Genomic DNA, 23,155 nt, shown 5'->3' on the forward strand with positions numbered 1-23,155 from the left:
TTGTGTCAGTAGCCTGGCGCAACGGCGGCGACGGAGGCGCGAGATGGTGACGAGCACGTCGGGACTCGAGCGGGAGCAGGTGCTGGTCAGGCCGGCGGACCGGCCGGGGGACCTGGGCTGGATGGTGATGGCCAACGCGGAGGTGTACGCCGAGCAGTTCGGCTGGGACGGCGACTACGAGGCGCTGGTCGCGCAGATCGTGGCGGCGTACGCCGCCGACCGTGACCCGGCGCGCGAGGCAGGCTGGGTCGCGGAGCTCGACGGCGAGCGGGTCGGCTGCGTCCTCTGTGTGGCCGGCGACGAGCCCGGCACGGCGAAGCTGCGGATCCTGCTCGTCACCCCGGCCGCCCGCGGCGACGGCGTCGGCACCCGGCTGGTCGAGGAGTGCCTCGCCTTCGCCCGCCGGGTCGGCTACGCGCGGATGGTGCTGTGGACCAACGACGTCCTCGTCTCCGCGCGCCGGATCTACCAGGCCGCCGGCTTCACCCTCGTCGGCGAGGAGCCGCACCACAGCTTCGGCCACGACCTCGTCGGCCAGACCTGGGCGCTCGACCTGTGAGTCAGGGTTCCGCGAGGGCGACCCGGCGCGGCCGTCCGTGCTCGGACGGCTGACGACGTCGGCGACGCCGGGTAGCGTGCCCGCATGGAGCGCCGCCCGCACGAGAACGTCGCCACGGTCCTGGTGGACCCGCGCGTGCTCGCGGAGCTCGAGCTCGAGCTGATGTCGCTCGACCTCGTGCTGTGGCCGGTCCGGACGGCTCCGATCTGCGTCGACGGGCCGCGCACGGCGTTCCAGGTCCGCCGCCGGCTCCTGATGATGCACCGCGGCGAGTGGGACTGCGCCGCCGAGTGGGTACCTGTGTGGATCGGCTTCGGCAGCAGCTGGCGGCGCGGTGAGGAGCCGTTGCCCTGGTCGGCGCACGCGACGCTGTGGAGCGTGCTGGAGTCGTACGCCGACGACGTGCGCTACCACAAGCGGCTCGGCGGCGTGCCGCGGATGCCGATGCCCCGCGAGGCCTAGCCCGACGGAGGCGCCGGAGCCCTCCGGACAGCGAGGACCCCGCAGGCGTCTCGGGTCACCCACGGGGTCGAGGCACGATGATGCGGCCTTTTACCTTGCCTGTCCCGTTGTTGCACGCGGCTGACCGATCTGGTCTGGACCACATCGGACGCCATTCACCCCCAGGGGTGGCGCCCACCCCTCGAACGCCTCACCCCTGCAGGCGGTTTCCGGCCCCGAAGGTTCCCACGGGGCCTCTCGGAGGGGGAGGTTCGAGACATGAACACCGCGACTTTCCAGCAGGATCTGCCGCGTGACATCCGGCGCAGGGAGACCACCCGTCTCTTTGCCGAGGCAGCCCGTACGTCGGGCATCGAGCGTGACCGCCTCGTCGAGGAGATCATCCTCGTCAACACGTCGGTGGCACGCACCATCGCCAAGCGCTACGCCAACCGCGGCGTGGCCATCGAGGACCTCGAGTCCGTCGCGTACCTCGCGCTGGTACGCGCTGCCCAGAAGTTCGACGGCGACAAGGGCGAGGACTTCCTCGTGTACGCCGTCCCCACGATCCGGGGTGAGATCAAGCGTCACTTCCGCGATCACGGCTGGGTCGTCCGCCCGCCACGTCGCGTCCAGGAGCTCCAGGCCGACGTCGTCCGTGTGAAGGAGGCGGTCGACGGCGAGCCCGACTCCGCCGAGATCGCCGCCCGGCTCGGTGTCGGGGAGGCCGACGTCGACGAGGCGCTCGCGGCGAAGGGCTGCTTCGCGCCGGCGTCGCTCGACGCGCCCGCCCGCACCGGCGACGCTGCGTCGGCGCCGCTCGGCGATCTGCTGCCCGCCGAGGACCAGGAGCTCGACCGTGCCGAGACCAGGACCGTCCTCCAGGCCGCGCTGTCCACGCTGACCAAGCGCGAGCAGACGGTCGTACGCCTGAGGTACGTCGACGACCTCACGCAGGCCGAGATCGGTGAGCACATCGGGGTCACCCAGATGCAGGTCTCCCGCATTCTCAAGCAGGTGCTCGCCAAGCTCCGCACGGCGCTGGCGGAGGCGGACGTGGTCGCCGCCTGATCCCCCTCGAAGGTGACGGCCCGGTCCGGGTGGTGGGGAGCCCGGCCCCTCGAGGAGGAGGGGCCGGGCTCCCGTCTGTCCGGGCGCGCGGCTCGCCGCGCTGAGTCCTAAGGCCTGGGACCAACGTCCTGCGTTGCCGTAGTGCGGAATGACCCGTTCCACCTGGTGTGTGCGAACGACCCCTGGTCTGGCACAGTGTCCTCATGGATGCCCGCCATGGCTGACCAGCCGATCCGCCTCGCCATCGTCAGCCGCCAGGAGGTCGTCGCCCGCGGGCTCACGGCGATGCTGGCTGACTGCCCTGACAGGGTCATCGTCACCGTGTTGCCCAGCGTTCGCAGCAGGGCCCACGGGGTCGACGTCGTGCTGTACGACAGCATCGGCCTCCACAACAACGACGGTGCCGACCTCGAGCACCTGATCCGCAACACCGACGCGAAGGTGCTCGTCTACAGCCGCGACATGCGGCCGGACCTGCGCGCCCGTGCGCTCGCGATGGGTGCCGACGCCTGGGTGTCGATGTCCGCGCGCTCGGCCGACCTGGTCGAGGCGATCGAGCTGACCGCCGCCGGCAAGCCGCTGCCCGACCAGGAGGAGAGGGTCGGCCAGGAGGTCGGCCTCTCGCCGCGCGAGGTGGAGATCCTGGCCCTCATCACCCAGGGGCTGCCCAACCACGACATAGCCGCCAGGCTCTACCTGACCATCAACACCCTGAAGAGCCACATCCGCAGCACCTACCGGAAGATCGGAGCGACGTCGCGGTCGCAGGCGGTCGCGTGGGCGATGCAGCACGGCTTCGCGCCGCCGGACGACGACGTCCCGGGCTCGAGCTTCCCGCTCTGACCGACCGGCCGACGTCTGCCCGGATCGGACCGGTACGGACATTTCGCGCAGAGCGACGAATGCGCCTTCCCGGCCGCTGGGTACTCCCCGCCCGTGCGACCGGTTCGGGTGACCGAGCAGGCCCACGCGGTCCGGACACCCGCGACCCGGTCGCTGCCGCCGCCCGGATGTCGAAAGATTCCGGGCGGCGGTCCCGCCACGCCGCGTCGCCCTGATGTCGCGAAACTCAGGTAGTTCACTACACTTAGGCTCGTGACCACGACGCCGCGCACGACCGACCCGCTCTGTACGACCTCCGCGCCCGCCGGCCGGCGCCGGCGGATCGCGATCATCGGCGGGGGCGCGAGCGGCACGCTCACCGCCCTGAACCTGCTGCGCAGCGGGCCCGAGACCGCCGAGGTCACCGTCTTCGAGCCGTCCGGCCGGCTGGGCCGTGGCGTCGCGTACTCCACCACCGACGCGCGCCACCTGCTCAACGTGCGTGCGCACGACATGTCAGCCCTGCGCGACGTCCCCGACGACCTGCTGGACTGGGCCGCCGAGACCGGCCGCCCGGTCGCCCCCTCCGACTTCGTGCCGCGGCGCGACTACGCCGTCTACCTGCAGGACCGGGTCGCCGCGGCCGGCGCCCGGCACCCCGGCCGGCTACGGGTCGTCGCCAGTGCGGTGACCGACGTCGAGCCCGTCGACGGCCGGTTCCTGGTCGCGACGGCCGGCGGCGTCGAGGAGGAGTACGACGTGGTCGTGCTGGCGTACGGCAACCCCGCTCCCCGCCCGCTGAGCGTCGACGGCGCGGAGCTGCCGGAGGCGCCCTGGCACCTCGCGAACCCGTGGGACGTCGCCCGGATCGCCGCGCTGCCGGACGACGCGACCGTCGTCCTGGTCGGCACGGGCCTGACCGCGATCGACACCGCGATCACCCTCCTGGGCGACGCGCCCGGACGGCGGGTCGTGATGGTGAGCCGCCACGGTCTGCTTCCCGAGCCGCACTCCGACGCGCCGCAGCCGCAGCTGAGCCTGACGATCCCCGAGGGGCCGCTCACCGCCGACGGGCTCGCCCGGTTCTTCGAGGACGAGGTGGCCGACGCGCGGGCGCGCGGCATCGACTGGAGGGCCGTCGTCAACGCGCTGCGGGCCCCCACGCAGTCGCTGTGGCAGCGCCTGCCGGAGAGCGAGCGGATCGCCTTCCTGGCCCGCTACGCCCGCCACTGGGAGGTGCGCCGCCACCGGATGGCACCGCAGATCGCCGCCCTGATCGACGGCTACCGCCGCGAGGGCCGGCTGGCGGTGTGTGCCGGCGGCCTCGTCTCGGTCGACACGGACGGCGCACGCCCGGTCGTCGAGCTCGCGGACGCCAAGGTCGCCGCCGACGCGGTCGTCAACTGCACCGGCCCGCTGCTGGACGTGACCCGCACCGGCAACCCGCTCCTGCGTGCGCTGCGCCGCCGTGGCATCATCGCGCCCGACCCGCTCCGCCTCGGCGTGCTGAGCACGCCCGAGGGCGAGGTGCTCGACGCCGCGGGGCGGCACGTCCCGGGCCTGTTCACCGTCGGCCCGCCGCGCAAGGGCGTCCTCTTCGAGACCACCGCGATCCCGGAGATCCGCGTCCAGGCCGCAGAGGTCGCCGGCCGCCTCGTCGCCGCGCGCTGACCCGAAGCGCGCGGCGTGTAGGGCTCAGAGGCTCGCGGTGTCCGGGCCCACGATCTGCAGCGCCTTGGCGGTGCGCACGAGCGTGGCGGTCGCCAGCTCGGGGTTCTCCGAGAGCGGCGCGCCGGCGCTGGGGATCATCGTGGTGAGCTGAGGCAGCCAGGTGTCCCACCTGTCGGGGAAGCACTTCTTCATGATCTCGATCATGATCGGCGCGGCCGTCGAGGCGCCCGGCGAGGCGCCGAGGAGACCCGCGATCGAGCCGTCCTTGGCCGTGATGACCTCGGTGCCGAACTGGAGCACCCCGTCGGGGCGGATCACCTGGACCCGCTGGCCGGCCACGATCTTCTCCCAGTCGCCCGGCTCGGCGGCGGGGTAGAAGTCCTGGAGGTCCTTGAACTTCGTGGACGGCCGCGCGATCAGCTGCTGGATCAGGTAGATGGTGAGCGCGACGTTCTTGAGCCCGGCCTTGATCATCGGCAGCAGGTTGTGCAGCCGGATCGAGCGGAAGAGGTCGAGGAGCGAGCCCTTCTTGAGGAACTTCGGGCTCCAGCCGGCGTACGGGCCGAACATCAGGTGCGTGCTCCCGTCGACCACGCGGGTGTCGAGGTGCGGCACCGACATCGGCGGTGCGCCGACGGCGGCCTTGCCGTAGACCTTGGCCTGGTGCTGCTGCACCAGCTCGGGCTTCGACGTACGCAGGAACTCCCCGCTCACCGGGAAGCCGGCGAACCCCTTGATCTCGCGGATCCCGGACTTCTGCAGCAGGGGGAGGGCCCAGCCGCCGGCACCGACGAACACGAAGCGCGCGGTGTAGTGGAACTCCTCGCCGGCGTCGCGCCTGCCCATCACGTGCCACCGGCCGTCCATCGTCTTGTGGAGGTCCGTGACCTGGGTGCCGAACTCGATCTCGGCGCCCTTGTCGACGAGGGTGTCGGTGAGGATGCGGGTGAGGGCGCCGAAGTTCACGTCGGTGCCCTCCGGGGAGTACGTCGCGGCGATCGGCTCGCTGCCCGTACGGCCCTCGAGCAGCAGCGGCGCCCAGCCCTTGATCACCTCGGGGTCGTCGCTGAACTCGAGGCCGGAGAAGAGCGGGTGGTCCTTCAGCGCCTCGTAGCGACGGCGGAGGTAGTCGACGTTGTCGGCACCCCAGACGAAGCTCATGTGGGGCGTGGTGTGGATGAACGCGGACGGGTCCGGGATGCGGCCGTTCTCGACGAGGAAGGCCCACAGCTGCCGGGAGACCTGGAACTGCTCGTTGACGTTGACCGCCTTCGAGATGTCGATCGAGCCGTCCGGCCTCTCCGGCGTGTAGTTGAGCTCGCAGAGCGCGGAGTGGCCGGTGCCGGCGTTGTTCCACGGGCCGGAGGACTCCTCGGCGAGCCGGTCGAGGCGCTCGAGGACCGTGATCTTCCAGTTCGGCTCGAGCTCCTGCAGGAGGACGCCGAGCGTGGCGCTCATGATCCCGCCACCGATCAGAACGACGTCATAGAAGGGGTCGAGAGGTTCGTCCACTTGTCCTTTTTCTCGCACCTGGGCCGTCAACGGAAATCGGGGTCCGTCAGGGCGCCCGATTTGTGGGCTAGATCACCCTAGCCGACCCCGCACGACGGCCGCCTCGCGGCCCTGTGATCCAGGGCACATCTCTGGTAGAGAATGCGCATGGAGTCGTACGCCGCCGCCGAAGCGAAGCCCGAGGCATTCGAGCAGGGGGAGACCACCCCGCCGCTGCTCGAGGAGACCATCGGGGCAGCGTTCGAGCGGACGGTCGCGACGCATCCCGACCGCGAGGCGATGGTCGAGGTGGCGAGCGGCCGGCGCTGGACCTGGACGGAACTCGACCGTGACATCGACGCGGTCGCGCGCGGCCTGCTCGCGATGGGCGTCGACAAGGGCGACCGGATCGGCATCTGGGCGCCGAACTGCGCCGAGTGGACGATCGCCCAGGTCGCGACCGCGAAGATCGGCGCGATCCTCGTCAACGTCAACCCGTCCTACCGCACTCACGAGTTCTCCTACGCCGTCAACCAGTCGGGCATGCGGCTCCTGCTGTCGGCGACCTCGTTCAAGACCAGCGACTACGCCGGCATGATCGAGCAGACCCGTGCGGAGACGCCGACCCTGGAGCGGGTGGTGTTTCTCGACGGCCCGGACTGGAAGCAGCTGATCGCGGCGGGGGAGGAGGTGCCGGCCTCCGCGGTCCGCGACCGGATGGCGGCGCTCGACCCCTACGACCCGATCAACATCCAGTACACCTCCGGCACGACCGGCTTCCCCAAGGGTGCGACCCTGAGCCACCGCAACATCCTCAACAACGGCTACTTCGTCACCGAGACGATCAAGCTCACCGAGGAGGACCGGCTCTGCATCCCGGTGCCCTTCTACCACTGCTTCGGCATGGTGATGGCCAACCTCGGCTGCATGACCCACGGCGCCACGATGGTGATCCCGGGTCCGGCCTTCGACCCGGTCGTCACGCTGCAGGCCGTCCAGGACGAGCGCTGCACGGTGCTCTACGGCGTGCCCACGATGTTCATCGCGATGCAGAACGCCCTGCTGAATTCCGGGGGTGACTTCAAGGCGTACGACGTCACCTCGCTGCGCTCGGGCATCATGGCCGGCTCGGTCTGCCCGGTCGAGGTGATGAAGCGGTGCATCAACGACATGCACATGACCGAGGTCTCGATCGCCTACGGCATGACCGAGACCAGCCCGGTGTCCTGCCAGACCCGCGTCGACGACGACCTCGACCGGCGTACGGCGACCATCGGCCGGGCCGCTCCCCACGTCGAGATCAAGATCGTCGACCCCGACGGCAGGACCGTGGAGCGGGGCGAGCCGGGGGAGTTCTGCACCCGCGGCTACTCGGTGATGCTCGGCTACTGGGACGACCCGGAGAAGACCGCCGAGGCGATCGACGACGAGGGCTGGATGCACACCGGCGACCTCGCCACGATGCGCGAGGACGGCTACTGCCTGATCGTCGGCCGGATCAAGGACATGGTCATCCGCGGCGGGGAGAACATCTACCCGCGCGAGATCGAGGAGTTCCTCTACACCCACCCCGACATCGAGGACGTCCAGGTGGTGGGGGTCCCCGACGAGAAGTACGGCGAGGAGCTGTGCGCCTGGGTGCGGCTGCGCGCCGGCGCCGCGGCGCTCGACGCCGAGGCGGTGCGGACCTTCGCCACCGGGAGGCTCGCCCACTACAAGATCCCTCGCTACGTCCTCGTCGTCGACGAATTCCCCATGACCGTCACCGGCAAGATCCGCAAGGCGGAGATGCGGGAGAGGTCGGCGGCCGCGCTCGGGCTCTGACCGGCTCTGACCGGTTCCGCGCGGCGCTCAGCCCGCCCGCGGCGGCAGCTGCGCCCGGCTCACCTGCTCGCCCAGCACGGCGTGCAGGAACCCGACGAGCCAGCGCTGCGCCGGGCTGCGGGAGGACTCGTGGCGGGCGTAGACGGCGACCTCGATCGGCTCGATCGCGAACGGCAGCTCGACCATCCGCACGCGGTGCGACGCGGTGAAGACCTCGCCGACGTACTCCGGCACGATCGCCACCAGGTCGGTCGCCTCGAGCAGGTAGGGGAGCACGGAGAACCGGGTCACCTCGAGCGCCACCCGGTCGAGCAGCCCGTGGGTGGCGAGGCTCGCGCGCGGGCCGCTGTGGCCGCTCGAGCCGAAGACCGTGGCGTGGTGCTCCGCGGCGAGCTCCTCGAACGTCACCGCGTCACCGTCGAGGCGCGGGTGGGCGGTCGCGACCATGCCGACGTACCGCTCCCGGAAGAGCGGGATCCGGACCGTACGATGCGTGGTCAGCACCGGAGTCGCGACGAACGCGTCGATCTCGCCCCGGCCGAGCTGGCGCTCGGCGTCGTCGACGTCGAGGGGCCGGACGGTGAACGACACCCGTGGCGCGCGCTCGCGGGCGGCGGCGACGAGGCGGGGCAGCAGCGTCACCTCGCCGAGGTCGGAGAGCGCGAGGGTGAACCGGACGGCGTCGTACGCCGGGTCGAACTCGTCGGACTGGCGCAGCGCGCCGTCGATCTCGGCGAGCGCGCGGTGGAGCGGCTCGTAGAGCCGCTGGGCGACCGAGGTGGGCACGAGACCGCGGCCGGTACGCCGGAAGAGCTCGTCGTCGAAGCGTCGGCGCAGCTTGCCGAGGCTGTAGCTGACGGTCGGCTGGGTGACGTGCAGCGTCTCGGCGGTGACGGTGACGCTCCCGGTCTCGTAGAGCAGGCAGAAGACGCGGGCGAGGTTGAGGTCGAACTCGCGCATAGACGCAATCTATGACGGTGCCTGGCGACATCTATTGGCCTTCGGTTCGGTTGGTTACCTAGCGTGACGGCCGTCACGAACCGAAGGGATCGCCGTGCCCACCGTCCGCCGTCTCGTCCACGAGTTCCTGGAGCGCCAGGGGCTCACCACCATCTTCGGGAACCCCGGCTCCAACGAGCTGCCGTTCCTCGCCGAGCTGCCGTCCGGCTTCCGCTACGTGCTCGGGCTGCACGAGGGCGCGGTCGTCGGGATGGCCGACGGCTACGCGCAGGCGACCGGACGGCCGGTCCTCGTGAACCTGCACGCCGCGTCCGGCTCGGGCAACGGGATGGGCGCGCTCACCAACGCCGTGCCGGCGCGCACTCCGCTCGTCCTCGTGGCGGGCCAGCAGGTCCGCCCGGCGATCGGGCTCGAGGCGAACCTCGCCGTCCCCGACCCGGTCGCCCTGATGAAGCCGCTCGTCGGGTGGGCGGGCGAGCCCGCCTGCGCGGGCGACGTCCCCCGCGCCCTGGCGCAGGCGGTCTTCGAGGCGGGGCTGCAGCGCCGGCCGACGTACCTCTCGGTGCCGTACGACGACTGGTCGGTCGAGGCCGACGACAACGCCGGCGCGGTGCTGGACCGCACCGTCCAGCGGGCGGCGGTGCCCGACGCCGAGCAGGCCCGCTGGCTGGTCGAGCAGGTCACCACCGCGCGCAACCCCGCGCTCGTGCTGGGCGGCGACATCGACGCCGGGGGTCACTTCGACGCCGTCGTGGGTCTCGCGGAGCGGCTCGGCGCGGCGGTCTGGGCGGCACCGTCGCTGTTCCGGCTGCCGTTCCCCAACCGGCACCCGCTCTTCCGCGGGGTCCTGCCCGCCGGCATCGCGCCGGTCTCCGAGGCGTTCGAGGGGCACGACCTCGTGCTCGTCCTCGGGGCGCCGGTCTTCCGCTACCACGAGTACCTCCCGGGCCGGCTCCTCCCCGACGGCACCCGGCTGATCCAGGTCACCGAGGACGCCGCGGCCGCGGCCCGCGCGCCGATGGGCGAGGCGGTCGTCGCCGACCCCGGTCCGGTCGTCGACCTGCTGCTCAAGGCGATCGACGGGTCCGGCGGCGACACCGGCGCCTTCACGACCCCGCCGGAGCCGCGGACCGGGGACGGCGGGCGCCTCCACCCCGAGCAGGTCTTCGCCGCGCTGCGCGACACCCAGCCTGCGGACACGGCGTACGTCGTCGAGTCGACCTCCACGAACTCCTCGTGGTGGCGGCAGATCGACCTGCGCCGGCCGGGCTCCTACTACTTCCCCGCGGGCGGCGGGCTCGGCTTCGGCCTGCCGGCGGCGGTCGGCGTCGGTCTCGGGCAGCCCGACCGCCCGGTCGTCGGCGTCATCGGCGACGGCTCGGCCAACTACGGCATCACCGCGCTGTGGACGGCCGCCCAGCTGGGCGTGCCGGTGACCGTCGTACTCCTCCGGAACGGGACGTACGGCGCACTGCGCTGGTTCAGCGAGCTGCTCGGCGTCCCGGACGTGCCGGGCCTCGACGTCCCCGGCATCGACTTCACCAGGATCGCCGAGGGGTACGGCGTGGCCGCGCAGCACGTCTCCGGCGACGACGAGCTCCGCGCCGTGCTCGCCGAGCCGGCGCGGGCGCCCCGCCTCGTCCAGGTCGACACGACACCGACCGCTCCGAACGCCTGAGCGTGACCCCCATCCTCCGGAGGAGACCCATGCCATCCGCCACCAGACGGCCCGCCGCCCAGGACGCGGCCGCAGCCTCGCGCAGCGACCACCACGGTGCATGGACGGTCGTCCTGTGCTGGATCACCGTCATGCTCGAGGGGTACGACCTCGTCGTCCTCGGCGCGATCATCCCGACGCTGCTCGACACCAAGCACCTCGGCTTCACGCCGGGTGACGCGACGACCGTCGCCACGCTCTCGCTGGTCGGCGTGGCGATCGGCGCCGTCTGCGTCGGTCCGCTCTCCGACCTGATCGGCCGCCGCAGGTCGCTGATCGGCTCGGTGCTTCTCTTCTCCGTGTTCACGCTCCTCGTGCCGCTGGCCGGCTCGGTCGCGATGTTCGCCGCGCTGCGACTCATCGCCGGCATCGGGCTCGGGGCGTGCATGCCCGTGTCGCTGACGATGATGGCCGAGCACCTGCCCGAGGCGCAGCGCGCCCGGGCGAGCACGCTCACCATGACCGGCTACCACACCGGCGCCGTCATCACCTCGCTGCTCGCCCTCGAGGTCACCCACAACTGGAAGGTGCTCTTCTACGTCCTCGGCGCCGTCGGCCTCGTGGTCGCCGCGATCCAGTGGCTCAAGCTCCCGGAGTCGGAGGCGTACCTCGCCGGCCAGCGCAGCGGCGACCGCCAGCGGGTCCCGTTCACCGAGCTGCTGAAGCCGGCGCTCCTGCGCGCCGGGATCGGCGTGTGGGTGGCGTCCTTCATGGGGCTGCTGCTCGTCTACGGGCTCAACACCTGGCTGCCGCAGCTCATGCACGCCGCCGGGTACGCCGTGCCCGCGGCCGTCACCCAGCTCCTGGTCCTCAACATCGGCGGCGTCGTCGGACTGGTCCTGGGCGGGTACGTCGCCGACCGGCGGGGGATCAAGTGGACCGCGCTGCTCTGGTTCGGCGTCGCCGCGGTGATGCTCGCGCTGCTGTCGATCAAGATGGAGAGCGACGTCGTCCTCGGCGTGGTCGTCTTCCTCACCGGCGTGTTCGTCTTCTCCGCCCAGGTGCTCGTCTACGCCTACATCACCCACTTCTACCCGGCCGCCGTCCGCGGCACGGCGCTCGGCTCCGCGTCCGGCATCGGCCGGATCGGGTCGATCGTCGGGCCGTCGATCACCGGTGCGCTCGTGGCGGCCGGCTGGGGCCACCCGTGGGGCTTCTACTTCTTCGCGGCGGTCGCCGTGCTCGCGGTCCTCGCCGTGCTCACCCTGCCGCTGCGGGACACCTCGGTCCTCAGTCGTCAGCCGTGACCGGCTCGACGGCAGGCGGCGAGGCGGGGGCCGCCTGCTTCACGGCGCTGCCGTACAGGTAGAAGTACGCCCCCGCGACGAAGACGCCGGCTCCGACGATGTTGCCGAGGTAGGCCATCACGAGGTTCATCACGGTGTCGCCCAGGCTGAGGCCGCCGGCGTCCACCATCATCGCGGCCGGTAGGAAGAACATGTTGGCCACGACGTGGTCGAAGCCCAGGGCGACGAAGGCGGTGATCGGGAAGATGATCGCGAGGATCTTCCCGTCGATCGTGGTGGCCGCCAGGGCGATGAAGACCGCCAGGCAGACCAGCCAGTTGCAGCCGATCGCGCGGACGAACTGCTCCCAGTGGGTCTCCGTGATCGCCTTGCCGCTGGCGATCGCGCCCAGCCGCGTGTAGTTGATCGAGTCCTTCGCGAAGAGGCCGGTCTGGTCGGCGAACAGCCACGCCACGAGGAGCGAGCCGACGAGGTTGCCGATGGTCACCCAGAGCCAGTTCAGCAGGAGCTGGACCGGGGTGACCCGGCGGGCGAAGACCGCGAACGGCACCAGCATCATGTTGCCGGTCAGCAGGTCGGCGCCCGCGACCACGACGAGGATCAGGCCGAGGCTGAAGGTCAGCCCGGTGATGAGGGTGATGACGCCGCCCCACGTCTTCGGGTCGAGACCCGCCGACGTGACCGTGGCGATCAGGGCGCCGAACGCGATGTAGGCGCCGGCCAGGACGCCCGCCACGAGCGCCTTCGGCACGGTCGCCCGCGCCTTCGTCTCGCCGGCGGCGATCGCCAGCGCGGTGACTTCCTGTGGGGTGTTGAACGCCATGATGGCCTCCGCTCACCGAGTCGGCCGCTGCGGCGCGGCGTGTGTCGACTCATTGCCTACCACTGCACACGCGCGTAGGTAAGCGATTCGTCCCTGACACGCCGTACGCGCTTACCCTGCTCCCCGTGCCCCGCCTCTCCGACTCCCACCGGGCCTGGATCGACGAAGCCGTCCGCAAGGTCGAGGCCGACTCGCAGCGCTCGGCCGACACCCACCTCCACGTCGTACCCCTCCCGGCGCCGGGCTCGGCCACCGGTGGCGGCGTGGACCTGTACCTCAAGGACGAGTCGGTCCACCCGACCGGCTCGCTGAAGCACCGGCTCGCCCGCTCGCTGTTCCTCTACTCGCTCGTCAACGGCTGGCTCCACGAGGGCTCGACCGTCGTCGAGGCGTCGTCGGGGTCGACCGCGGTCTCCGAGGCGTACTTCGCTCGCCTCATCGGCCTGCCGTTCGTCGCCGTGATGACGACGTCGACCAGCCGGGAGAAGGTCGAGCTGATCGAGTGGTACGACGGCCGGTGCCACTTCGTCGACACCGCCGGCGAGGTGTACGACGCCGCACGCGCGCTCGCGGAGGAGACCGGCGGGCACTACATGGACCAGTTCACCTATGCCGAGCGGGCGACCGACTGGCGGGGCAACAACAACATCGCCGAGTCGATCTTCGGCCAGCTCGCGCAGGAGCGACACCCGGTCCCGTCCTGGATCGTCGTCTCGGCCGGCACCGGCGGCACCGCCGCCACGATCGGCCGCTTCCTCCACTACCGCCGCCACCCCACGAAGCTGCTCGTCGCCGACCCTGAGGGCTCGGTGTTCTACGACGGCTGGGCGCTCGGCGACGCGACCGTGACGGGTCCGGGGTCGCGGATCGAGGGGATCGGCCGGCCGCGGTTCGAGCCGTCGTTCATCCCCGGGGTCGTCGACGACATGGTGCAGGTGCCCGACGCCGCCTCCATCGCCACGATGCGCTGGATCTCCGAGCGGCTCGGCCGTCCTGCCGGACCGTCGACCGGCACGAACGTGTGGGCGGCGCTCGGCGTCATCGGGCGGATGGTCGCCGCCGGCGAGGAGGGCGGTGTCGTGACGCTGCTCTGCGACTCCGGCGAGCGCTACCGCTCGACCTACTACGACGACGCCTGGGTCTCCTCGCTGGGCATCGACCTGGCGCCGTACGCCGCCGCGCTGGCCGACTACGAGCGGACCGGCGTCCTCGTCGACCCCCGGGCCTGAGTCCTCGACCGTCCGAGCGGGCGCAGCACGACGGTCAGCAGCGCCCACACCGCCGCGACGATCGCGACCTCCGCGGCGACGTACCCCGGCCACGGCCCGAGCAGGTCGAGGAACGAGCCGGTGTCCGGCTTGTGCATGAGGTAGCCGTAGTTGGTGTCGGCCACGAGGTTGAAGCAGTACGCGAGCACCGCCCACACGAGGGTCGTGGCGACCGTCGTGGCGTAGTCGCGCCAGCGCGGCACCTTGCCGAGGCCGAGGACGAGGTAGACGGTGCCCCACACGACCATCAGGTGCAGCGCCCAGTAGCCGAAGTACCAGATCTCCGGGAAGTCCTCGACCGACGGCGTGAAGATCCCCTGCGGGGTGAGGACCAGTCCCCAGTAGCAGGTCAGCGCCGCCGGGTAGGGCCGGTGGGTCCAGAGCGCGAACGCCGTCGCGACCCAGGTCAGGTCGCACAGGTGGAACGGCAGTGTCGACTGCAGGTCGAACCGCGTCGCGAAGTCCCAGATCTGCAGCGGCACCATCACGGCGGGGAGCGCCAGCGCCAGCCCGCGGCTGAACGCGGTCGGCCCGGGCATCGTCCGGTGCCGCCGGCCCAGCGCGACCACGACGCACAGACCGACCGCGAAGAGTGCGAGCGGCACCAGATGGGTAACCCCGTAGGGCGTCACGTCCCCAGCATGACCGGACCTGCAGAAGTGGTCGGAGAAATTCTTCGCGCTTTCGCGTCATGGGTCTGCCGGAGGGCCGTTTCACGGGTGCGGAGGTCGTCCACCGGTGGGGGGTGGACGACCTTCGTCCTTCCGGCGGGCTCAGAGGTCGTCAGTTCGGTGGGCCCGCCGGAAGGACACCGGGAGGACGCCGGCGACCGCCGTCGCACCGATCTCGTCGTCGGTGCGGACGGTCGGGTCGAGGCCGGCTGCTGTCATCAGCCCGGCGAGGACCGCGGCCTGGTCGCGTCCGCACTCCGAGAGGAGTACGCCGCCGGGTCGGAGCCACGAGGCGGCGCCCTCGACGACGCGGCGCTGCACGTCGAGCCCGTCGCCTCCGCCGTCGAGGGCGACCCGGTGCTCGTGGTCGCGCGCCTCCGGCGGCATGAGCGCGACCGCGTCGGTCGGCACGTAGGGCGCGTTCGCGAGCAGGACGTCGACCCGGCCGCGGAGCCCGCCGGGCAGCGGGGCATAGAGGTCGCCGAGCAGCACCCGCTCGGTCGGCAGGTTCTGCCGGGCACACTCGACCGCCGCCGGGTCGATGTCGACGGCCCACACCTCGGCCTCCGGCACCCGAGCCGCCACCGCCGCACCCAGCGCGCCGGTCCCGCAGCCGAGGTCGACCACGACCCGCGGGCGGACCTCCACCGCGAGCCGCACGAGGAGCGCCGAGCGCTGCCGCGGCACGAAGACGCCCTCCGCGACGCGGACCCGGACCCCGGCGAGCTCCGCCCAGCCGAGCACCAGCTCCAGCGGCTCCCCGGCCACCCGGCGTACGGCCATCGCCTCGAGATCCTCCGCGGAGCGGGCCTCGGCCTGCAGCAGCCCCGCCTCGTCCTCGGCGAAGACGCACCCGGCGGCGCGCAGCCGCGCCACCAGTTCGGGATCCGGATCGGCCATCGGCTTAGATGCTGACATGTCCGCCCTGACCCCGATCGCCTGGATCGTGGCCGGGTACGCCGTCCTGGTGACCGCGGCGGCAGCCCTCGGGGCGGCGCTGCGGGCACCGCGGCCGCGCTGGCTCGACCAGCTGGCGTGGATGCTCGAGCTGCTCGCGGCGGTGCTGGCCGTCGGAGCGCTCGGCTCGCTCGCCCGTGGGCACCGGCCGGAGTCGCTGTCGACGCACCTGGGGTACGTCGCGGCAGTGGTCGTGATCATGCCCGTGGCGCTGCTGTCCGTGCGCGAGGACCGCGGTCCGTGGTCCTCGGGGGTGGTCGCCGTCGCGGCGCTGGCGACCGGGGTGGTCGCCGTACGAATCTTGATGACGAGATGATGAGACAGTGACGCAGGTGTCCGAGCCCCCCACCACCACGCCGACGACGGCGCCGCCCAAGGTCCGGTCAGGGCCCCACCTGGTGCTGCTGGCGCTCTACGCGCTCTTCATCCTCGCCTCCGGCAGCCGCGCGGTCGTCCAGATCGCGACGAAGTTCGACGAGGCCCCGGTCGCCTACGTCCTCTCCGCCGTCGCCGCGTGCACGTACGTCGCCGGGTGGTTCGCGATCCGCCGGGCCGCCCACGGTCGGCCCGGCTTCGCGCGGGTCATGCTCTGGGTCGAGCTCGGCGGCGTGGTCGTCGTCGGGACGCTGTCGCTCGTCGTGCGCGACTGGTTCCCGGACGCGTCGGTGTGGTCGGACTACGGCGAGGGCTACGGCTGGGTGCCGGCGATCCTCCCGGTCCTCGGGCTCATCTGGGTCCACCGCTCGCCGGCGGCCGCCCCGCGGGGGGCGGCCCATGAGTGAGAGCACCCCGACGGCGTACGCCGTCTCGCCGGACTCGGGCGAGCACTGGTCGGCGCCGGGCGCCTGGACCGTCGACGACGGCGTCCACCGGATCCCGCTCCCGCTGCCGACCGACGGGCTCAGGGCGGTCAACGTCTACGTGCTCGAGGGGCCGGACGGGCTGACGCTCGTGGACGGCGGCTGGGCGATCACCGAGGGTCGCGCGGCCCTGGACGCGGGGCTTACGGCGTTGGGCTTCGGCTTCGGCGACATCCGCCGCTTCCTCGTCACCCACGTCCACCGCGACCACTACACGCTCGCGAGCGTGCTCGGCGAGGAGTACGCCGCCCGCGTCGTGCTCGGGGTCGGCGACAAGCCGACGCTCGACCTGATCCACTCCGACGCCGACGGCCGCCCCGACCGCTCCACCGACCGGCTGCTCTTCGAGGCCGGTGCCCAGGAGCTCGCCGAGCGCTGGGCGGCGCTCCAGCACCCGCCGCAGGACCGGAGCCAGTGGCGCTACCCCGACATGTGGCTCGACGGCGACCGGCCGCTCGAGGTCGCCGGCCGCACCCTCGACGCGGTCCACACCCCCGGCCACACGCAGGGCCACTTCGTCTTCGCCGACCGGCCCGCCGGGCTGCTCTTCGCTGGTGACCACGTGCTGCCCACGATCACCCCGTCGATCGGCTTCGAGCCGGTGCCGGTGCTCTCGCCGCTCGGCGACTTCATGGCGTCGCTGACCAAGGTGAGGGGACTGCCGGACCTGCGGCTGCTGCCGGCCCATGGCCCGATCGCACCCTCCTCCCACGCCCGGATCGACCAGCTCCTCGCCCACCACGAGCATCGGCTCGGGCTCTGCCTCGACGCGCTCGCCCCCGGGCCACGGACCTCCCTCCAGGTGGCCGCCGAACTGCCGTGGACCCGCCACGAGCACGCCTTCGCGACGCTCGACCTGTTCAACTCCGTCCTGGCCTGCCTCGAGACCAAGGCCCACCTCGAGCTGCTCGCGGCCCGCGGCGACGTCACCCGGGTCGAGACCGAGGCCGGCGTGCTCTTCAGTCGCGCCTGAGCCGCATCGGGGTGTGCGGGATGCCGTCCTCGACGAAGTCCTCGCCGTCCCGGGCGAAGCCGAACGTCGCATACCACCCCGCCAGCGGCGCCTGGGCGTCGAGTACGACGTCGCGGCCCGAGCACTCCTCGAGCGCCCGCCGCACCACCTGGTCGGCGAGCCCCTGCCCGCGCGCGTCCCGGCGCAGGACGACGCGGCCGATCCGCCAGGTCTCCGGGTCCGAGAGCACCCGGCAGTAGCCGACCACCTCGCCGGTGCCGTCCTTCAGCAGGACGTGACGGGTCGCCGGCTCCGTGTCGCGGCCGTCCAGGTCGGCGTACAGGCACTCCTGCTCGAGCACGAACACGTCCTGGCGCAGCCTCCAGGCGGCGTACGCGTCCTGCGGGTCGAGGTCGTCGAACGGCAGCGCGGTCAGGTCCACGAGACGCGAGCCTAGGACCCTGCTACTTCTTGATCTCGAGGGTCGCGAGGACGGAGTCGATGATCTTCTGCCGCTGGGCGGGCGGGGTCGTCCTGAAGAAGAAGCTGATGCTGTGGATGTAGGCGTGGGCGGCGCCAGGAACGTCCCAGCCGTACTCGTCGAGGTGGCTGCCGCCGCCCTCGATGCCCGTGATGTGGAACATCTGCTGGCCGGCGACGGTGACGGGTCCGGCGTAGCGCATCCGCTTGTCGTACTGCTTGAGGGCGAGCCTGGCCTGCGCTGCAACGGGGGAGGGGTCGATGTGGTTCCACTCGAGGGTGTTGATGACGACCTGGGCGCCGATGTCGTAGTCGGCGGCCGCGGCCTGCTGCTTGGTCATCCCGGGCGCGCTGACCCAGCCCTTGGGGGCGTGCACGCTCAGGTAGTCGGTCGAGATCCGACGGCCGGTCGCCGGGGCCACCGAGGGAGATGAGGACTCCGACGGAGACTGGCTGGCGCTGGGATTCGTCGGCGGGGAGCCGCCGCCGGTCGGCTCGCCTCCTCCGCAGCCGGCGAGGGAGAGGGTGACCGCCACGACGAGCGCGGCGATCGGCGTACGCAGCACGGGCACCCGAGGAGCTCCAGATCGATCGGTCGGGACGTTTCGGCCCTGAGGCTAGCGGAACCGCAACTTTTCTTTGCCGGACGCCGTCACGATCTCGAAGCCGACTCGTCATCCATGATGTAGTGCCGGCCGAGAGGTTTGGACGTACTGATCTCGGGTATGGCGCTCATGGCCCCACCAACGGACACACCAGCGGAGTTACAGCCCAATGCTTCCAGAAGGCACGGGCGGCGGCACCACCGCCGTCCCCGACGATCTGATCACCCAGCTCACCAAGCTTCTCGGTGAGGACGCCGGCAACATCTCCAAGACCCTGGGCGACCTCAAGAAGGTGCCGGGGTCACATTTCGGTGGCTCGGCCACCGGTGCGTCGCTTGCTCATCACACCGATCTGGCCCACGAGTTCGTGGTCAACGCACTTCGCGACGTCGTGACCGGGCTCAACAACTACGAAGCCGGGTTCGCGGCGTATCGCAAGGGCATGCACGACGTCCAGTCGGGCTTCGTCGACGCCACCCAGAAGGCGAGCGTCGACCTCGAGGCGGGCGCCAACTGCATGACACCGCCCCAGGTCGGTGCTCCGACGACGTGCACCGCCGTTCCCTCGGACAAGGATGGTGCGTGATGGGCGAGGCACGACTGCGCCAGTACCTCAACGGCGTGAGCGTCGCCGACATCAACGCAGCGAGCGCGAGCTGGCAGCGGGCGACAACCACCCTCAGCACCGTCGCCCAGGCGCTCGAGAAGCACGCACCCAACGTGAAGGACCAGTTCGCCGACGCTGAGACCGGGAACCGCGCGACGGAAGCGTTCCAGAAGGCCGCCAAGAACCTCCGCGACCGAATCAGCGACCTGAACAAGGGCTCCGGCGCACTCGGCGACGCGGCGACCGCGATCACGACCGCGCAGAGCGACCTGGACGGGCTTCCGGTGGCCGCGCCTCCGGGCCCGAAGCCGGAGCCACCGATCCACACCAACGACTGGGACCCGCCCATGAACATGGCGATGGTGAAGTGGCAGAGCCGCAAGGCGGCGTACGACCACAACCCCGCCGTGCGCGACGCCCAGGCCGACGCCGCCGCCGACGATCTCGACCGGAAGCTCAGCGACGCAGCAGACGTCATGAAGGGCATCCACGGCGACGTCGCCACCTCCCAGCCGACGACCAGTGGCAGCGGCGGGGGCGGCGGGACGACCACCCCGGCGTTCAACTACACGGGCACCAGCAGCGGCACCTATACCGCGCCCCACCAGTCCACGGCGAGCTCGGCCCACACCCAGGCGCCCACCTACACCACGTCCGACCACACGGCGACGCACCAGACGACGACGCAGCACCACTCGACGTCGCAGCCGCACGACACGACCACGAGCCCGGACTACACCTACGACGACGGGACGCTGGCCGACAGCTACACCGCCCCGTCGTCGACGGCGACGCCGGCCACGACCACCAGCGCCACTCCGGCTGCCACGCCGGGCACTCCGACCTTCGGCGGGCTCGGCGGGCTCGGCCGCGCCGGCGGGGCGGCCGTCGCCGGCGGCCTCGGTGCGGCCGGGCTGGCCGCGGCGGCCAAGGCCGGCATGCTCGGCGGGGCCGGTTCCGGCGCAGTGACCCAGCCGTCCATGGCGACCGCTGCCACGACCACCTCCCGCGCCATGGCAACGCGTCCGCTCGGCTCGACGATGCGCACCGGCGGCCAGGCGGTCACCGGCCGCAGCGCCACGTCGGCGCGCACCGGCACCACCGCCGGGCGTACGGGCTCGACCGCCGGTCGCACCGGCTCCACGACGGGGCGCACCGGCGCCCGGAGCGGCGGCACGCACGGCAGCCGCGGCAAGGACGACAAGAAGCGCAAGCGCGAGTGGGGCTCGTACGACGACGGTAGCGACTGGCTCGACGACGAGGACGCCGCGCCCGGCGTGCTGAGCTGAGGCCATGGCGCCTCACCTGGGACGGGTCCAGGGCATCGGGGCGGAGCGGCTAGAGTTACTCCGCTAGAGGACAGGGGAGCCCCGCGGGGCTGAGAGTGCGGCCGGCGTACGAGCGGCCGCAGACCCTCCGAACCTGCTCCGGTTAACACCGGCGAAGGGAGTCACACCGATGCGCCTCCGTGCGCCCGCCGCGGTCCTCGCCGCGGCACTGCTCACCACCGGACTGGCCGCCTGCGGCGGCAGCGACGAGGCCGGGGGGAAGCCGACGAAGGTCGTGCTGATGACGCACGACTCGTTCGCGCTGCCGAAGAAGCTGGAGAGGCAGTTCGAGCAGCAGAGCGGCTACCAGCTCGAGATCCGGGCCTCCGGCGACGCCGGCGAGCTCACCAACAAGCTGGTCCTCTCGGCCGACAACCCCGACGGCGACGTCGCCTTCGGCGTCGACAACACCTTCGCCGGCCGCGCGCTCGACCACGACGTCTTCGCCGACTACACCCCCGCGGACCTTCCGGCCGGGGTCGGCGACTACGACGTCCCCGGCGACGGGGGAAAGCACCTCACACCGGTCGACCAGGGCAACGTCTGCGTCAACGTCGACACCACCTGGTTCGCGCAGCACCACCTGGCGCCGCCAAAGACCCTCGACGATCTCGTCGACCCGGCCTACAAGGACCTCTTCGTCACTCCAGGCGCCACCACCAGCTCGCCGGGGCTCGCCTTCCTGCTCACCACGATCAGCAGGTACGGCGACGGCTGGCAGGACTACTGGAAGAAGCTGATCGCGAACGGCGCGAAGGTGGACGATGGCTGGGACCAGGCCTACGAGGTCGACTTCACCCAAGGCGGCGGCAAGGGCACGCGGCCGATCGTGCTGTCGTACGACTCCTCGCCGGCCTACACCGTGAAGGGCGGCACGACCACCACCAAGGCGCTGCTCGACACCTGCTTCACCCAGGTCGAGTACGCCGGCGTGCTCGCCGGTGCCGTCAACCCCGACGGCGCGCAGGCGCTGGTCGACTTCCTGCTGAGCTCGGCGGTGCAGAAGGCGCTGCCGACGAGCATGTACGTCTTCCCGGTCGTCAAGGGGACCCCGCTGCCGAAGGAGTGGGCGAGGTTCGCCGTCCAGCCGACGAAGACCTGGAAGGTCGACCCGCAGGAGATCGACGACAACCGCGACGAGTGGCTGCAGCAGTGGAGCGACGTCATCTCTGGCTGATCGGGCTCGCCGCCGTCCCGGTGGCCGTGCTGGCGGTCTTCTTCGTGCTGCCCGTGACCGGCATGGTCAGACGCGGGTTCGTCGTCGACGGCAGTCTCGACGCAGGCACCGTCGTCCGCGTGCTCGGCCGCGCCGAGATCCACCGGGCGATCTGGTTCACCGTGTGGACCTCGGTCGTCGCCACCGCGGCGAGCGTCCTGCTCGGGCTGCCGGCGGCGTACGTCCTGCACCGCCTGGTCTTCCCGCTCCAGCGCGTCGTGCGCGCGGCCCTGCTGGTGCCGTTCGTGCTGCCCACAGTCGTCGTCGGCGTCGCCTTCCGCGAGCTGCTCGGGGAGGGCGGGCCACTGGGCGGCCTCGGCCTGGACGGTACGCCGGCGGCGATCCTCGCCGGGCTGGTCTTCTTCAACGTGGCCGTCGTGATCCGCAGCGTCGGCGCCGCCTGGGAGGGCCTCGACGCGCGCCCCGCCGAGGCCGCGGCCGCGCTCGGTGCCCGGCCGTGGACGGTCTTCCGCACCGTCACGCTGCCCGCGCTCCGGCCGAGCATCGTCAGCGCCGGGAGCGTCGTCTTCCTCTTCTGTGCGACGGCGTTCGGGGTCGTGCTCACCCTCGGGGGGCTGCGCTACAACAGCGTCGAGACCGAGATCTACAAGCTCACCACGGTGCTGCTCGACCTGCCCGGCGCGGCGGCGCTCTCGATCCTGCAGCTGCTGGTGGTCGTCGCGCTGCTGACCGTCGCCGGCCGGCTCCGCCGGGTGGGCGACCCCACCCAACGGCGTACGCCGGCCCGGCCGCGGCGACCGCGCCGCGCCGACCTCCCGCAGCTCACCGTCACCGTCGTGCTGCTCGCCCTGGTCGCAGCGCCGATCGTGACGCTGCTCATCGGCTCGCTGCGGGTCGACGGGCGGTGGAGCCTGGGCAACTACCGGGCCCTTCAGACGCCCGGCAGCCAGGACACCCTCGCCGTCCCGGCGACGAGCGCGCTGACCTCGTCGCTGGAGATCGCCGTCCTCGCGACTGCGCTCAGCCTGGTCCTCGGCCTGCTGGTCGCGGTCGTCGTCACCGGCCGGTCGCGCGGCCGTGGGGAGCGGCGGCTGCGGGCCGTCCTCGACGGGCTGTTCATGCTCCCGCTGGGGGTGAGCGCGGTGACGCTCGGGTTCGGCCTCTTCATCACACTCGACCAGCCTCCCGTCGACTTCCGCGACTCGCCGTGGCTGGTGCCGGTCGCGCAGGCGCTCGTGGCGCTGCCGCTCGTCGTACGCACGCTGGTGCCGGTGCTCGCCGGCATCGACGACCGCCAGCGGCAGGCCGCCGCCTCCCTCGGCGCCGGCCCGCTCCGGACGGCGATCACCGTCGACGTACCCGTCGTCTGGAAGCCGCTCCTCGCCGCCGCCGGCTTCGCGTTCGCCGCCTCGCTGGGCGAGTTCGGCGCGACGTCGTTCCTCTACCGCAGCGACCACCCGACGCTCCCGGTCGTGATCTACCGCCTGATCGGGCACCCGGGGGCGATGAACTACGGCATGGCCCTCGCCGGCTCCTGCGTCCTCGCCGCCGCCACAGCGCTCGTCATGCTCCTCGTCGAGCGCCTCCGCGTGCCCTCGCTGGGCGCCTTCTAGGGAAGCCATCC

The 23,155-nt window shown here is 71.9% G+C and carries 23 protein-coding genes and 1 riboswitch; of the genes, 16 read left to right on the forward strand and 7 right to left on the reverse strand.

Annotated elements, in window-relative coordinates:
- The first annotated feature begins 43 nt into the window (after window positions 1-43).
- The 5 genes from ABLE53_RS19950 (at window position 44) to ABLE53_RS19970 (ending at window position 4,564) form a co-directional block, all read left to right on the forward strand.
- The gene (locus ABLE53_RS19950) at window positions 44-559 is read left to right on the forward strand and encodes a GNAT family N-acetyltransferase (protein ID WP_348860894.1); all 516 of its coding nucleotides are present in this window, start codon (window positions 44-46) and stop codon (window positions 557-559) included.
- Between the two features lie 84 nt (window positions 560-643).
- On the forward strand, window positions 644-1,021 hold the full coding sequence (locus ABLE53_RS19955) for a hypothetical protein (protein ID WP_348860895.1): 378 nt from the start codon (window positions 644-646) through the stop codon (window positions 1,019-1,021).
- Between the two features lie 258 nt (window positions 1,022-1,279).
- Entirely contained in the window at window positions 1,280-2,071 is a 792-nt protein-coding gene (locus tag ABLE53_RS19960; RefSeq protein WP_348860896.1) for a sigma-70 family RNA polymerase sigma factor, read from the forward strand.
- A 216-nt stretch (window positions 2,072-2,287) separates the two neighbouring features.
- On the forward strand, window positions 2,288-2,914 hold the full coding sequence (locus tag ABLE53_RS19965; RefSeq protein ID WP_348860897.1) for a response regulator transcription factor: 627 nt from the start codon (window positions 2,288-2,290) through the stop codon (window positions 2,912-2,914).
- Window positions 2,915-3,166: 252 nt separating this feature from the next.
- The gene (locus ABLE53_RS19970) at window positions 3,167-4,564 is read left to right on the forward strand and encodes an FAD/NAD(P)-binding protein (RefSeq protein ID WP_348860898.1); all 1,398 of its coding nucleotides are present in this window, start codon (window positions 3,167-3,169) and stop codon (window positions 4,562-4,564) included.
- A gap of 24 nt (window positions 4,565-4,588) precedes the next feature.
- On the opposite strand, the gene ABLE53_RS19975 is transcribed toward ABLE53_RS19970, so the two are convergent.
- Window positions 4,589-6,094 carry a malate:quinone oxidoreductase gene (locus ABLE53_RS19975; protein WP_348860927.1) on the reverse strand — a complete coding sequence of 502 codons (1,506 nt, stop codon included), beginning with the start codon at window positions 6,092-6,094 and terminating at the stop codon, window positions 4,589-4,591.
- Window positions 6,095-6,223: 129 nt separating this feature from the next.
- Between ABLE53_RS19975 and ABLE53_RS19980 the strand changes: the two genes are divergently transcribed.
- Window positions 6,224-7,879: an AMP-binding protein gene (locus ABLE53_RS19980; RefSeq protein ID WP_348860899.1), complete on the forward strand. Its 1,656-nt coding sequence runs from the start codon at window positions 6,224-6,226 to the stop codon at window positions 7,877-7,879.
- A gap of 27 nt (window positions 7,880-7,906) precedes the next feature.
- Here ABLE53_RS19980 and ABLE53_RS19985 read toward each other — a convergent pair whose 3' ends face one another.
- Window positions 7,907-8,839, reverse strand: a complete 933-nt coding sequence (locus tag ABLE53_RS19985) for a LysR family transcriptional regulator (protein WP_348860900.1) — start codon at window positions 8,837-8,839, stop codon at window positions 7,907-7,909.
- 94 nt (window positions 8,840-8,933) lie between these two features.
- Between ABLE53_RS19985 and mdlC the strand changes: the two genes are divergently transcribed.
- Window positions 8,934-10,517, forward strand: a complete 1,584-nt coding sequence (mdlC, locus tag ABLE53_RS19990; RefSeq protein ID WP_348860901.1) for a benzoylformate decarboxylase — start codon at window positions 8,934-8,936, stop codon at window positions 10,515-10,517.
- A gap of 29 nt (window positions 10,518-10,546) precedes the next feature.
- Entirely contained in the window at window positions 10,547-11,803 is a 1,257-nt protein-coding gene (locus tag ABLE53_RS19995) for an MFS transporter (RefSeq protein ID WP_348860902.1), read from the forward strand.
- On the opposite strand, the gene ABLE53_RS20000 is transcribed toward ABLE53_RS19995, so the two are convergent.
- Window positions 11,787-12,626, reverse strand: coding sequence for a formate/nitrite transporter family protein (locus ABLE53_RS20000; RefSeq protein WP_348860903.1), 840 nt, complete (start codon window positions 12,624-12,626; stop codon window positions 11,787-11,789). The two genes, ABLE53_RS19995 and ABLE53_RS20000, sit on opposite strands and share 17 nt — an antisense overlap.
- Window positions 12,627-12,751: 125 nt before the next feature.
- Between ABLE53_RS20000 and ABLE53_RS20005 the strand changes: the two genes are divergently transcribed.
- Window positions 12,752-13,855: a PLP-dependent cysteine synthase family protein gene (locus ABLE53_RS20005; protein ID WP_348860904.1), complete on the forward strand. Its 1,104-nt coding sequence runs from the start codon at window positions 12,752-12,754 to the stop codon at window positions 13,853-13,855.
- Here the strand turns inward: ABLE53_RS20005 and ABLE53_RS20010 are convergent.
- Both ABLE53_RS20010 and ABLE53_RS20015 read right to left on the reverse strand, forming a co-directional pair.
- On the reverse strand, window positions 13,816-14,526 hold the full coding sequence (locus ABLE53_RS20010; protein WP_348860905.1) for a YwaF family protein: 711 nt from the start codon (window positions 14,524-14,526) through the stop codon (window positions 13,816-13,818). The genes ABLE53_RS20005 and ABLE53_RS20010 overlap by 40 nt on opposite strands.
- Before the next feature lie 141 nt (window positions 14,527-14,667).
- Window positions 14,668-15,465: a putative protein N(5)-glutamine methyltransferase gene (locus tag ABLE53_RS20015; protein ID WP_348860906.1), complete on the reverse strand. Its 798-nt coding sequence runs from the start codon at window positions 15,463-15,465 to the stop codon at window positions 14,668-14,670.
- A gap of 16 nt (window positions 15,466-15,481) precedes the next feature.
- Between ABLE53_RS20015 and ABLE53_RS20020 the strand changes: the two genes are divergently transcribed.
- The 3 genes from ABLE53_RS20020 to ABLE53_RS20030 are packed head-to-tail and all read left to right on the forward strand — an operon-like array spanning window position 15,482 to window position 17,355.
- A complete protein-coding gene (locus ABLE53_RS20020) occupies window positions 15,482-15,838 on the forward strand; it encodes a hypothetical protein (protein WP_348860907.1) in 357 nt (118 codons plus the stop codon).
- A 16-nt stretch (window positions 15,839-15,854) separates the two neighbouring features.
- Window positions 15,855-16,304, forward strand: coding sequence for a hypothetical protein (locus ABLE53_RS20025; RefSeq protein WP_348860908.1), 450 nt, complete (start codon window positions 15,855-15,857; stop codon window positions 16,302-16,304).
- Window positions 16,297-17,355, forward strand: coding sequence for an MBL fold metallo-hydrolase (locus tag ABLE53_RS20030; protein WP_348860909.1), 1,059 nt, complete (start codon window positions 16,297-16,299; stop codon window positions 17,353-17,355). The genes ABLE53_RS20025 and ABLE53_RS20030 overlap by 8 nt, the downstream gene beginning before the upstream one ends.
- Here ABLE53_RS20030 and ABLE53_RS20035 read toward each other — a convergent pair.
- Window positions 17,342-17,776, reverse strand: a complete 435-nt coding sequence (locus ABLE53_RS20035) for a GNAT family N-acetyltransferase (protein ID WP_348860910.1) — start codon at window positions 17,774-17,776, stop codon at window positions 17,342-17,344. The two genes, ABLE53_RS20030 and ABLE53_RS20035, sit on opposite strands and share 14 nt — an antisense overlap.
- Before the next feature lie 22 nt (window positions 17,777-17,798).
- Window positions 17,799-18,386 carry a hypothetical protein gene (locus ABLE53_RS20040; protein ID WP_348860911.1) on the reverse strand — a complete coding sequence of 196 codons (588 nt, stop codon included), beginning with the start codon at window positions 18,384-18,386 and terminating at the stop codon, window positions 17,799-17,801.
- A gap of 202 nt (window positions 18,387-18,588) precedes the next feature.
- Between ABLE53_RS20040 and ABLE53_RS20045 the strand changes: the two genes are divergently transcribed.
- The 4 genes from ABLE53_RS20045 to ABLE53_RS20060 all read left to right on the forward strand — a co-directional run bounded on the left by ABLE53_RS20045 (window position 18,589) and on the right by ABLE53_RS20060 (window position 23,144).
- Entirely contained in the window at window positions 18,589-19,005 is a 417-nt protein-coding gene (locus ABLE53_RS20045) for a hypothetical protein (RefSeq protein WP_348860912.1), read from the forward strand.
- Window positions 19,005-20,315 carry a hypothetical protein gene (locus ABLE53_RS20050; protein WP_348860913.1) on the forward strand — a complete coding sequence of 437 codons (1,311 nt, stop codon included), beginning with the start codon at window positions 19,005-19,007 and terminating at the stop codon, window positions 20,313-20,315. The genes ABLE53_RS20045 and ABLE53_RS20050 overlap by 1 nt, the downstream gene beginning before the upstream one ends.
- A gap of 62 nt (window positions 20,316-20,377) precedes the next feature.
- Window positions 20,378-20,492: riboswitch (TPP riboswitch) on the forward strand.
- Window positions 20,485-21,531: a thiamine ABC transporter substrate-binding protein gene (locus ABLE53_RS20055; protein ID WP_348860914.1), complete on the forward strand. Its 1,047-nt coding sequence runs from the start codon at window positions 20,485-20,487 to the stop codon at window positions 21,529-21,531. It overlaps the preceding riboswitch by 8 nt.
- Complete coding sequence (locus tag ABLE53_RS20060; protein WP_348860915.1) at window positions 21,507-23,144, forward strand: ABC transporter permease; 1,638 nt, start codon at window positions 21,507-21,509, stop codon at window positions 23,142-23,144. Before ABLE53_RS20055 ends, ABLE53_RS20060 begins: the two co-directional genes overlap by 25 nt.
- The last annotated feature ends 11 nt before the right edge of the window (window positions 23,145-23,155 follow it).

Origin of the sequence: Nocardioides asiaticus, assembly GCF_040049175.1 — a bacterium.
GTDB lineage: Bacteria > Actinomycetota > Actinomycetes > Propionibacteriales > Nocardioidaceae > Nocardioides > Nocardioides cheoyonin.

What these genes read in the sequence shown, in the direction of transcription:
- ABLE53_RS19955 (WP_348860895.1), top strand. Translation starts at nt 644, where the DNA reads ATGGAGCGCCGCCCGCACGAGAACGTCGCCACGGTCCTGGTGGACCCG.
- ABLE53_RS19950 (WP_348860894.1), top strand. Translation starts at nt 44, where the DNA reads ATGGTGACGAGCACGTCGGGACTCGAGCGGGAGCAGGTGCTGGTCAGG.
- ABLE53_RS20015 (WP_348860906.1), bottom strand. Translation starts at nt 15,465, where the DNA reads ATGGCCGATCCGGATCCCGAACTGGTGGCGCGGCTGCGCGCCGCCGGG.
- ABLE53_RS19960 (WP_348860896.1), top strand. Translation starts at nt 1,280, where the DNA reads ATGAACACCGCGACTTTCCAGCAGGATCTGCCGCGTGACATCCGGCGC.
- ABLE53_RS19995 (WP_348860902.1), top strand. Translation starts at nt 10,547, where the DNA reads ATGCCATCCGCCACCAGACGGCCCGCCGCCCAGGACGCGGCCGCAGCC.
- ABLE53_RS19980 (WP_348860899.1), top strand. Translation starts at nt 6,224, where the DNA reads ATGGAGTCGTACGCCGCCGCCGAAGCGAAGCCCGAGGCATTCGAGCAG.
- ABLE53_RS20055 (WP_348860914.1), top strand. Translation starts at nt 20,485, where the DNA reads ATGCGCCTCCGTGCGCCCGCCGCGGTCCTCGCCGCGGCACTGCTCACC.
- ABLE53_RS20030 (WP_348860909.1), top strand. Translation starts at nt 16,297, where the DNA reads ATGAGTGAGAGCACCCCGACGGCGTACGCCGTCTCGCCGGACTCGGGC.
- ABLE53_RS19985 (WP_348860900.1), bottom strand. Translation starts at nt 8,839, where the DNA reads ATGCGCGAGTTCGACCTCAACCTCGCCCGCGTCTTCTGCCTGCTCTAC.
- ABLE53_RS20045 (WP_348860912.1), top strand. Translation starts at nt 18,589, where the DNA reads ATGCTTCCAGAAGGCACGGGCGGCGGCACCACCGCCGTCCCCGACGAT.
- ABLE53_RS19965 (WP_348860897.1), top strand. Translation starts at nt 2,288, where the DNA reads ATGGCTGACCAGCCGATCCGCCTCGCCATCGTCAGCCGCCAGGAGGTC.
- ABLE53_RS20020 (WP_348860907.1), top strand. Translation starts at nt 15,482, where the DNA reads ATGTCCGCCCTGACCCCGATCGCCTGGATCGTGGCCGGGTACGCCGTC.
- ABLE53_RS20050 (WP_348860913.1), top strand. Translation starts at nt 19,005, where the DNA reads ATGGGCGAGGCACGACTGCGCCAGTACCTCAACGGCGTGAGCGTCGCC.
- ABLE53_RS20000 (WP_348860903.1), bottom strand. Translation starts at nt 12,626, where the DNA reads ATGGCGTTCAACACCCCACAGGAAGTCACCGCGCTGGCGATCGCCGCC.